At 71.9% G+C, this 10,493-nt stretch carries 5 protein-coding genes and 2 pseudogenes; 2 read left to right on the top strand and 5 right to left on the bottom strand.

Translation table 11 applies throughout. The features are described from left to right. Nucleotides 1–121 precede the first annotated feature (121 nt). Nucleotides 122–3,166, top strand: a pseudogene (locus ACWFR1_RS30575) (alpha-amylase family glycosyl hydrolase); the annotation flags it as partial. Nucleotides 3,167–3,258: 92 nt separating this feature from the next. Here ACWFR1_RS30575 and ACWFR1_RS30580 read toward each other — a convergent pair. The 5 genes from ACWFR1_RS30580 to ACWFR1_RS30600 all read right to left on the bottom strand — a co-directional run bounded on the left by ACWFR1_RS30580 (nt 3,259) and on the right by ACWFR1_RS30600 (nt 9,613). Beyond that, nucleotides 3,259–5,343 carry a radical SAM protein gene (locus ACWFR1_RS30580; RefSeq protein WP_453556906.1) on the bottom strand — a complete coding sequence of 695 codons (2,085 nt, stop codon included), beginning with the start codon at nt 5,341–5,343 and terminating at the stop codon, nt 3,259–3,261. A 142-nt stretch (nt 5,344–5,485) separates the two neighbouring features. Then, a complete protein-coding gene (locus tag ACWFR1_RS30585; RefSeq protein ID WP_453556908.1) occupies nt 5,486–6,424 on the bottom strand; it encodes an aldo/keto reductase in 939 nt (312 codons plus the stop codon). 32 nt (nt 6,425–6,456) lie between these two features. After that, entirely contained in the window at nt 6,457–7,944 is a 1,488-nt protein-coding gene (locus ACWFR1_RS30590; protein WP_453556910.1) for a GMC family oxidoreductase, read from the bottom strand. Further along, nucleotides 7,941–8,879 (bottom strand): adenosine kinase, encoded by a 939-nt coding sequence (locus tag ACWFR1_RS30595; RefSeq protein WP_453556912.1) that lies wholly within the window; start codon nt 8,877–8,879, stop codon nt 7,941–7,943. The genes ACWFR1_RS30590 and ACWFR1_RS30595 overlap by 4 nt, the downstream gene beginning before the upstream one ends. Before the next feature lie 155 nt (nt 8,880–9,034). Further along, nucleotides 9,035–9,613, bottom strand: a complete 579-nt coding sequence (locus tag ACWFR1_RS30600; protein WP_453556914.1) for a DinB family protein — start codon at nt 9,611–9,613, stop codon at nt 9,035–9,037. Between the two features lie 82 nt (nt 9,614–9,695). Between ACWFR1_RS30600 and ACWFR1_RS30605 the strand changes: the two are divergent. Then, nucleotides 9,696–9,917: pseudogene (locus ACWFR1_RS30605) on the top strand (IS5/IS1182 family transposase); the annotation flags it as partial. Between the last annotated feature and the right edge of the window lie 576 nt (nt 9,918–10,493).

A 10,493-nucleotide genomic window follows, 5' to 3' on the forward strand; every position in this document is an offset into this window, starting at 1 on the left:
CCCAGACGTGCACGAGCCACACACCCCCACGCGAGCCGCACACCGCACCGCACATCCCACTGCCGCACACCGCGTCGCACGCCCCGGAGCGCGCCTCGCCATCGCCACCGCGGTCGCGCTGATGGCGACGGCCGTCGCCGCCCACACCCCGGCGGCGGCCGACCACCGGACCCCGCCGCCGCCTTCGGACCGGGCGCTCGCCGCACAGCCCGCCCGGCACGACCTCACGCGTGAGCAGTTCTACTTCGTGCTGCCCGACCGGTTCGCCAACGGCGACACCTCCAACGACCGCGGCGGCCTCACCGGCAGCCGCCTGGAGACCGGCTTCGACCCGACGGACAAGGGCTTCTACCAGGGCGGCGACCTCAAGGGGCTGACCCAGCGGCTCGACTACATCAAGGGCCTCGGCACCACCGCCATCTGGATGGCCCCGATCTTCAGGAACAAGCCCGTCCAGGGCGTCGGCAAGGACGCCTCGGCCGGCTACCACGGCTACTGGATCACCGACTTCACCCAGGTCGACCCGCACTTCGGTACCAACGAGGACCTGGAGAAGCTGATCGCCGCCGCCCACGCCAAGGGCATGAAGGTCTTCTTCGACGTCATCACCAACCACACCGCCGACGTCATCCGCTCCGGCGAGAACCGGTACGCCTACCGGAGCAAGGGCGCCTACCCCTACCTGGACAGCACCGGACGTCCCTTCGACGACACGACCACCGCCGCCCCGGTGGACGCCGACAGCCTCCCGTACACACCCGTCGTCCCCCCGGCGGAGCGGAACGCCAAGAAGCCCGCCTGGCTCAACGACCCCACGATGTACCACCACCGGGGCGACTCGACGTTCGTCGGCGAGAGCGGCCTCTACGGCGACCACACCGGCCTCGACGACCTGTGGACCGAACGCCCCGAGGTGGTGCGCGGGCTCGCCGAGATCTACCAGCGCTGGGTCAAGGACTTCGGCATCGACGGCTTCCGCGTCGACACCGTCAAGAACGTCGACATGGAGTTCTGGACCCAGTGGGCCACCGCCCTGGACGCCTACGCCGCCCGGCAGGGACGGAAGGACTTCCTCATCTTCGGCGAGGTCCTCTCCTCCGATCCCGCCGTGACGGCCCCCTACGTCACCCGGGGGCGGCTCGACTCCACCCTCGACTTCCCCCTCCAGCAGGCCGTCCGCGACGTCGCGTCGATCGGCCGCCCGGCCTCCTCCCTCGCGGACGTCTTCGCCCAGGACTACCGGTACACCACCGACAAGGCCAACGCCTACGAGCAGGTCACCTTCCTCGGCAACCACGACATGGGCCGCATCGGCGGATTCCTCCGCAAGGACAACCCCGGCGCCGACGACCGGGAACTCCTCGCACGGGCCCGCCTCGCCAACGAGATCCTCTTCCTCTCCCGCGGCAACCCGGTCGTCTACGCCGGCGACGAGCAGGGCTTCACCGGCGCCGGCGGCGACAAGGAGGCCCGCCAGACCCTCTTCGCCTCGCAGGTCCCCGACTACCTCGACGACGACCTCATCGGCACCGACCGCACCCACGCGACCGACGCCTATGACTCCACCCATCCGCTCTACCGCTCCATCGCCGGACTCTCCCGCCTGACCAAGGAGCACCCCGCCCTGCGTGACGGCGTGCAGATCGAGCGGTACGCGGACGCGGCCAGTGCGGGAGTCCACGTCACCTCCAGGATCGACCCGAAGCGGCGGACCGAGTACCTGGTCGCGGTCAACAACGCCACCACCTCACGGGCCGTCACCTTCCGCAGCGGGACGTCCCGCACCTCGTTCACCCCGCTCCACGGACAGAGCACGACGGTCCGCAGCGACGCCGACCGTGAGGTCACGCTCACCGTCCCGGCCCTGTCCTCGGTCGTCCTCAAGGCCGGCCGCCCCCTGGACACCTCCCGCACCGCACCGGCCGTGACCCTCAAGGCCCCGGCCGCCGGAGCCACCGGCACCGTCGAACTCACCGCCGACGTCCGGGGCGGAGAGCTGAGCCGCGTCGTCTTCGCCGCCCAGGTCGGCGACGGACCCTGGAAGGTCCTCGGCTCCGCCGACCACGCCCCGTACAAGGTCACCCAGAACCTGCCCGGCGCCACTCCCAAGGGCACCGCGCTGCGCTACAAGGCGGTCGTCGTCGACGACCGCGGACGCGTCGCGAGCAGCCGCGCCGCCTCCACCGCGGGCGAGCCCGCCGCGCCCACCCGCCCCAGCGCCTTCGAACGCGACTACGCCGTCGTCCACTACCGGCGCCCCGACGGCGACTACACCGGCTGGAAGCTCGCGACCGGCGGCACCACCGCGGAGTTCACCGGCCGGGACGCCTTCGGCGCGTTCGCCTGGGTCAAGGTGACCTCCGGCACCGGCAGCGTCTCCTACACCGTCGAGAAGGACGGCACGACGGACGGGCCTGCGCGCACCGTGGAGCTGCGGCGCACCGGAGAGGTCTGGATCGAAGCGGGGGCCGACGGCCAGTCCGAGACCGTCCCGGCCGGGGTCTACCCGCCGCAGGACGAGCGGAAGGCCGTCGTCCACTACTACCGTCCGGACGGCGACTACACGGGCTGGGGGCTGCACACCTGGACCGGCGCCGCGGCTCCCACCGACTGGTCCCGGCCGCTGGCCCCGGTCAGCAGCGACGCCTTCGGCGCGGTCTTCGAGGTGCCGCTGGCCGAAGGAGCCACGTCACTCAGCTACATCGTCCACCGGGGCGACGAGAAGGACGTCCCCGGCGACCGCTCGCTCGAGTTCGGCTCCCACGGCAAGGAGGTGTGGCTCGTCGGCGGCGACACCGGTTACCTCCTGCCCGGCATCCGCACCACGCCGGACCTCGACCTCTCCCGCTCCAAGGCGACCTGGCTCGACGCCACCACCCTCGTGTGGGACGTCAAGGCCACCGACTCCACCAGCCAGCAGCTCGTCTACGGTGCCCCGGGAAGCATCGCGGTCGAGGAAGGGGCCCTTACCGACGAGGGCCGCTGGCTGCGGCTCCTCCCCACGGCCCTCACCGAGGAACAGCGTGCGGCCCGGCCGGAGCTGGCCGGCCGTCAGGCCTTCACCGTCGACCCGCGCGATCGGGACCGGATCGAGGAGGCCCTGCGCGGGCAGCTCGTCGCCACCCAGCGGAACACCGCGGGTGCCCTCCTCGCCGCCACGTCGGTGAGCGGAACGGACCCGCGCTGAGACGACCCTGAACGCGTAGTGCCCCCGAACGAGAGTCCGGGGGCACTACGCGTTCGCGCGTCCGTCCGGCCTCAGCCCCGCGAGAGCGCGTACGGGGCTCCGGAAGGGGCTGCAGAAGCTTCAGAAGGGGTTCCGGTACGGCGCAGTGTCTCGCCGTGGCGCCGTATCAGTGCCGGTTCCCGCAGTTCGCGGGCGAGAAGCAGCCCGGCCAGTTCCTCGCCTGGCACCTCCGTGCGCAGTGCGCGTACCGCGTCGATCAGCGCGGCGACCGACGGCGCGTCGGCAGCCGAAGCGCCGTCCAGGAGCCGGTCGAGCGCGCGGGCCGAGGGCCCGGACGGCGCGGGCGGCCCCGTCGGCACCCCGAGAAGCGGTCCGGCCGCTTCGGCCGGGAGCAGCGTCGCGTACCCCGCGAGCTCCTCGTCGGGTGCGATCAGCAGCAGGTGCTTGGTGAGCAGCGCCGCCTCGGCGAAGGGACCGGGGGAGGAGAAGGGGGCGAGCGTGACCGCGGGGAAGCCGAGTACGCAGCCGGCGTGGAGCAGGATCTGCCGGACGCGTACGGACTCGGATACGTCGGGAGTGTCGGGCAGCAGCTCCGCGGTCCGGGCCAGGAACCGGGCGACCACTCCGTCGGACTCCAGGGTGTCGAGTGCCTCACCGCCCTGGAAGTACCGGCCGAGGTAGGAGCGCCACCAGGCGAGCTGCACCGCGTAGAGCCCTGCCACGACCTCCTCGTACGCCCTCCGGGACATCGCGTCCCGCTCGGCGAGTCCGCGCAGCAGCGGCACGAGCTCGCGGTAGACCAGCCGGATCCAGGTGTGGGGCGAGCGCTGTACGTCCCAGCACTGCTCCCGCACATGGTCGGCGAGGACCTCCTCGACGCTGCTCGCGCCCGCGGTGAGGTCCGTACGCACCCCGGTCGGCGTGACGTCGAACCGGTAGAGGTGGTTCTCCGCCAACGGGGCACCTGGGACAGGCAGTTGCGTGTCGATGAACCGTTCGAGCTCGGCGAACTCGGTCAGGAGCGGTTCGGGCGCGACCGCGATCCGGGGGTACAGCGGGTCCGCGAACCGTCCCTTGATCTTGGCGATCTCCTCGGACAGCGCCTGGTAGAGGAAGACCTTGTCGAAGCGGTAGCTGAAGGAGAGCCCGACGTAGGGGAAGACGGTGCACCCCCGACACTCCGGACGGAAGCCGACCTCCTCGTCCCTGACCCGCTGGAACTCCTCGTCCCGCACCAGCTCCGCGAGGTCCCGGTCCCACACCACCGAGTTGTCGAAGGCGTGGTAGCAGGGCAGGACGAGCACGAGCCGCCCGTCCGGACCGACCGTCAGGATCCGCTTGTTGGCGTAGCACTGCGTCGGAGCGCTCGGGTCCTGCGTCTCCACGTACTTGCGGAAATGCAGATTGATCAGCGAGAACGGCGCGTACAGCAGACCGAGCAGCAGGTCGGGAAGGGAACCGTCGTCCGGGCCCGGCGCCTCGGCGCGGGCCGGTCCGCAGGAGCCAGCCACCGGCTTGCCGTTCTGCTCCACAAGCTTCAGTTTCCGGGCCGTCCTGCGCACGTCCCGGACGGTGTCCTGCGCGTCGAAGTACTCGAACATGGTCGAGAAGTAGACGGTCACCCGGTTCTCCTGGGCGAAACGCAGCAGGTCGGGTACCTCGTCCACGTTCTCGCGGGTGACCACGCAGATGAGTTTCAGGTTCCCCGCACCGGAGGCGACGATCCCCCGGATCACGTCCAGGGCCCGGTCGAGCGTCGGCACGCCCCGGATCGCCCGGTAGCGTTCGGGCCGCAGCGTGTCCAGGGAGACGTTCATGGTGTCGACGTACGGCACGATCGCGTCGATGTGCTTGGCGAACCGGATGCCGTTACTGGTGATCTCGACGGTCATGCCGAGGGACTTCGCGTACTGGACGATGCCGTCGATGTGCGGGTGGAGCACGGGCTCCCCGCCGGTGAAGTCGACGTAGCGGACGCCGAGGCCGTGCAGCTCGTCCAGGATCCGGCGGCCCTGTTCGAGGGTGAGTTCCTCGTAGCCCTTGAACTTGTCGTCCTGCCAGACGTTGCAGTAGCCACAGAGGGAGTTGCAGCGGAACGTGATGTAGAAGCGGGCCGACTCGAAGGAAGTCGCCACGGTCGAGGCGGTGGGAATCACGGTGTCTCTCCGTCCGAGGAGGAGGCGCTCCGGCAAGGGCCGGGCGCGCAGAGAAAGGCCCGGCGCCGGATCGGCGCCGGGCGGGGAAAGGCCGGGCGAGGAGGGGATGCCGGGTGACGAGGGGACGTCAGGTGTGGGCGGCTCAGGGGAGCGGCGCGCCCCGGGCGGCCGTCCACAGCGCGTACCACTCCTCGTGACCGAGGCCGGGCGGCCGCCCCACCGCGTCGCGGCAGGCGCGGATCCGCTCCGGGCGGGACGTCCCGACCACCGGCACGATCCCGGCCGGGTGACGCTGGAGCCACCACAGCACCACCGTCTCCGGGGTGGTGTCCTTGGCGTCGGCCAGCCGGGCCACGAGCGCGGCCGCGGGACCGGCCTGCGGATCGGAGAAACGCCCGCCGGCGAGCGCGCCCCAGGCCTGGAGCTCGATGCCCCGCTCGCCGCAGTACTCCACCGTGCCCGAGGGGAACCCGACCCCTGCGCCGGCCGGGGTGTTCACGAGCACCCCCTCCTCCACCCAGTCCCTGCGGTGGAGGCTCATCTCCAACTGGTCGACGGCCAGCGGAACATCGAGGAAGGACTGGAGACGCGCGATCTGGGCGGCGTTCATGTTGGACACACCGAAACGGCGCACGAGACCCTGCCGGTGCAGGGAGGTGAGCGCCTCCGCGAGCTCCTCCGGGTCGGCCAGCGGGTCGGGCCGGTGCAGCAGCAGGACGTCGACCGCGTCGGTCCGCAGCCGGGCGAGGCTCTCCTCCACTCGGCGCAGCACGCTCGGGCCGCGCAGGTCGTACAGTCCCGGCCGGCCCTCCTCGGGGAGCCGGATGCCGACCTTGGTCTGGAGGGTGATCCGGTCGCGCAGCCCCGGGGCCCGGGACAGCACCTCACCGAAGACGGCCTCGGACTTGCCGTACCGGTAGATGTCGGCGTGGTCGAAGGCGGTGATCCCGGTGTCGAGCGCCGCCTCCACCGCGGCCTCGGCGCGGGCGATGTCGCCGGGGCCGTACGGCAGGGTGTCCCAGCCGCCGCCGATCCCCATGCAGCCGTACACGAGACGTCGGCCGCGGGCGTCTTCTGTCATGCGCGTCGGTCCTCCTGGGCCGGTGCCGCGGTTCACGAGCCGGCCACGGCGGCCGCCAGCATCTCGGCGACGGCCAGGACGGGCAGCTGCGTGTTGGCGGCGGGAACCGTCGGCAGTACGGACGCGTCCGCCACCCGCAGGTTCGCCACACCGTGCACCCGGCCCTCACCGTCCACCACCGCGGACGGATCGGCGGCGGGTCCCGTCGCGCACGTCCCCACCGGATGCCAGTACGTACCGAGGCGGGCACGCAGCTCCGCCTCGGGCTGCTCGTGCGCGGGCAGGCCCTCCGGCAGCGCGGCGAGCCCCTTCAGGGCCGTGGACGCGGCGAACCGGCGGGCGGTCGCCAGCCCCGACCGGAGCACGGCCACGTCGCGCCCCTCCGGATCCGACAGGAACGCCGGATCGATCGCGGGCGACTGGTCCGGGTCGGCGGACCGCAGCCACACCCTGCCCCGGGAGACGGGCTTCACGAGGAAGGCCGACACCCCCGCCTCGTACCGGCCCGGGGGCAGGGAGCCGAAGAGCGGCGGCCCCGCGGAGGGAAGGATGTGCAGGTCCCAGCCGTCCGCGGGGGCGTGTTCGCTCGCCGCGCGGACGAGCACACGGTTGACGTACAGCTCGCCGTCGCGCTCCTTCTCCGCCAGGGCCGCGTCCAGCTCCGGGGTCGGCACGAGCGGCAGGAAGACGCCGGGCTGGTCGCTCAGGTTCGCGCCCACTCCGGGCAGGTCGACCGCCGGGTCGATGCCGATGTGCCGCAGCCGGTCTGCCGGGCCTATGCCGCTGCGCATCAGCAGCGCCGGGGAACCGAAGGTACCGGAGGCCACCACGTACAGTCCCGCGCGGAGGGTGCGCGGCACGCCGCCGGCGCGCACGACGACTCCCTCCACCCGGCCGTCGCGCAGGATCAGCCGGTCGGCGACGGAGTCCCCGAGCACCGTGAGGTTCGGACGCCGGCGGGTGTCCGCGTCGAGATAGGCCAGTGCGGCGTTCCAGCGTCGGCCGTCCACGGAGTTGATCAGCGGGAGGCCGTGACCGGGCGGGCCGGGCAGGCTCATGTCGACCTCGTGGTGCCCGAGTTCCCTGGCCGCTTCGAGAGCGGCCCGGCTCCACGGGGACAGTTCGCGGTCGGGCACCTCGCGCAGACCCATCCGCCTTACGGCCGCGGTGCGGTACGGCTCCATGGCCGCGGAGCCCCAGCGGGGACCGCCCGCACGCTCCCACTCGGTGTGGTCGGCGGCCGAACCCCAGGTGTTCCAGCAGCCGTTGACGCAGGAGGAGCCGCCGATCACGCGGCCTCGGAACCGGTGGACGGGCACGTTCCGCTCCCACACGTCCTCGCGGGGGAGCGCGCGGGAGTCGAGCGTCCTGGCCGGCCAGCCGCCCGGGTCCGGGCCGTAGTCGGGTCCCGCCTCGACGAGGCAGACGGAGCGCCCGGCGTCCTCGCTCAGCCGGGAGGCCAGGACGCAGCCGGCCACGCCTCCGCCCAGGACGACGACGTCGTAGGAGCCGGCGGTCACTCGGCGTCCTTCGCGGCGGACCGGGAGCCGGTGAGCGCGGCGACCTCGTCGGTCAGGGCGGCGCGGTCGATGGCGTCGCTCCCGGTGGCCGGCACGGTGCAGGCGTAGGCCCCGGCGACGGCGCCGTGGAGGGCGCACCGTCGCGGGTCCTCGCCCGCGAGGTGGGCGAAGAGGAAGCCGGAGGCGTAGGCGTCGCCCGCGCCGTTGGAGTCCACGACCGGTGCGCGCGGGGAGACGGCGGGGATGTGGACGAGGCCGTCGTCGACGGTGAGCAGATAGGAGCCCTCGGCCCCCGCGGTGGCGACGACGACCTCGGCCCGGCCCCGCTCCAGGATCCGGCGCATGGTCCGTTCCGGATCGGGCAGGGCGGTGGTGGAGACGAAGACGATGTCCGCGTCGTAGGCGAAGGCCTCGTGGTACGGGTTCTCGCCGTCCCAGTTGTGCAGGTCCGTGGAGATGGTGAGCCCGGCCTCGCGCAGGAGCGGCAGGGCGAAGGCGCACGGGTAGGTGATGGAGACGTGCGCGTGGCGGCTGGCCGAGGCCAGCTTCCGGACCAGGTCCTCGGGGAGGCGGTCGGACTCCTGCGAGCGGCTGTCGTCGTAGAGCGACAGCCTGCGGCCGTCCGGGCTGACGAGGTTGACGGCCCGCTTCGTACCGCCGGGCAGCGGGACCTCGGTGAAGTCGATGCCCCGGTCGCGGTGGAACGCCCGGATGAGGTCACCCGACGGGTCGTCGCCGATCATGTCGACGTGGTGGGTGCGTAGTCCCAGCGTGCTGAGGCCGAGCGCCACGAAGTCCCCGGTCTGGCCCGCCCGGGTCTCGATGCCGGGTTGGATCATGTAGCTGTCGGCGTAGGGAAGGGGGAGTTCGGGGACGTACACGATCGTGTCGACGCCCGACCCTCCCAGGACGAGGACGTCGTAGTCGCTGCTCATGGGTGTTCCTCTCGCGTGCAGGTGCTTCAACTACCGCGGATCGCAGGTGAGTCAAGCAGCCGACGATCGCGGTCGGCAAGATCTTGCGACATGTTTCAGAAAGATCTTGCGTCTTGAGGGGTCGTTCATGGAGCGCGCGTGGTTTCCGCCTCCGCTCAGGCGCGCGGGCTCCATGGCCGGAACCACGGGTCCGGCCACCTCTCGGCCGTGGCGAGCAGCGGGTTGAGGGTCGCGCCGTCGATGCTCTCGCGTATGACGTCGGCGTGACCGCCGTGCCGTGCCGTCTCCTCGATCAGGTGCAGCAACACCCAGCGCACCGACCACTCCTTGACCTCGGCGGGGAACCAGGGAAGTCCCCGCGGCACCGGAACCGCCCGGCCGAGGTTCGCGATGCCGGCGATCGCCGCGTCCGTCCGCTCGGCCGCCTCCGCGTGCGCGGCCAGGGAGCCGGCCAGGGTCTCGTCCGGGGCGAGCGTGAACTCGTCGGCGTCCGACTCGTCCGCCGACCGTTGCGAATCGCGCGGCTGCTGAAGGACGAGGCCGGTCCAGAAGGTCTCGCACCGCGCGGCGTGCTTGATCAGTCCTCCGATACTCAACTCGCTCGCGGAGGGCGTCATACGGGCCTGCGCCTCGGTCAGGCCGTAGGCGGTGACGCGCAGCGCGCGCCGCTGGTGGGCGAGACAAGCGGTCAGTGCCGTGCGCTCATCGGCGACGGGCGGGGCGAATCCTGGCATGGTGGGGCCCACTCGGCTGTGCGAGTTCTTGCAGTGAATTTCGGCGGGACTCCATCGCTCCCTCGACCGCCGTACCGGGCGGCTCCGCGGCAAACGCACCGGAGTCCGTATCGCCCCGCAAGGCATCGAGTCATCGAAGCGGCTCGGCCGCCGCAGACGGGTCGTCGAGCGGGCCTTGTACTGGTTGACCGGCTACCGCCGACTCAACCACCGCTACGAGCGCCATCCACGCAACTGCCCGGTCTTTCTCGGCCTTGCCGCAGCCCTGTGCTGCTACAAGCGACTGGTCCGCCTCACCACATAGGACACGGTCTCAGGCCTCGACGATCTCCCCTCTGAGAGACATTGACGGAGCCCGCACCGGTTCCTGTGAGGACAGGCCTCACGGATCTGGTCCCAGTGCTCCGCCGATATGGTGATGACGCCTTACGGGGGCCGGTGGCTCGTCCTCGCGCGCTCACCCGGCAGCGGCACCCTGCTGAGGCGCTTCCGAGCGGACTTCGCCTCCGAGCCGTGCCGCAGTGCTGCGGCGTACTCTCCCCGGCCGGGCACCTGGCCTTCGGGTGTCCGCTCCAGGTGCGGAGACGAACAGCGACTACGTGACGGAAGCCTCCCGGGCGGAGGTCGCCCGACCGCGCTCGGCGCCTCGCGCTCCGCCCTCGGTGGGCGGCCTGAATCATGCGGGGGCCCATGGACGAAGGAGGGGCGGGATGCTCGTGAGCGCTGTCGCGGGCGGCGTTGTGTCCCGTGAGCTGTGGGCGGGTACCGGTGTCGGCCGGTACCCGCCCACGTGGGAGGGGGTCAGTTGCGCCAGGTGTCGTTCAGTGTGATCTTGCCGTCGGCGGGGACGGTGGCCGTGCGGTTGGAGCCGCTCTCCCAG

It is taken from the genome of Streptomyces sp. NPDC055103, assembly GCF_053607625.1.

Bases quoted from the DNA above. Each gene is read 5' to 3' on its own strand.
- ACWFR1_RS30585 (WP_453556908.1), bottom strand. From the start codon at position 6,424: ATGACAGAAGACGCCCGCGGCCGACGTCTCGTGTACGGCTGCATGGGG.
- ACWFR1_RS30595 (WP_453556912.1), bottom strand. From the start codon at position 8,879: ATGAGCAGCGACTACGACGTCCTCGTCCTGGGAGGGTCGGGCGTCGAC.
- ACWFR1_RS30600 (WP_453556914.1), bottom strand. From the start codon at position 9,613: ATGCCAGGATTCGCCCCGCCCGTCGCCGATGAGCGCACGGCACTGACC.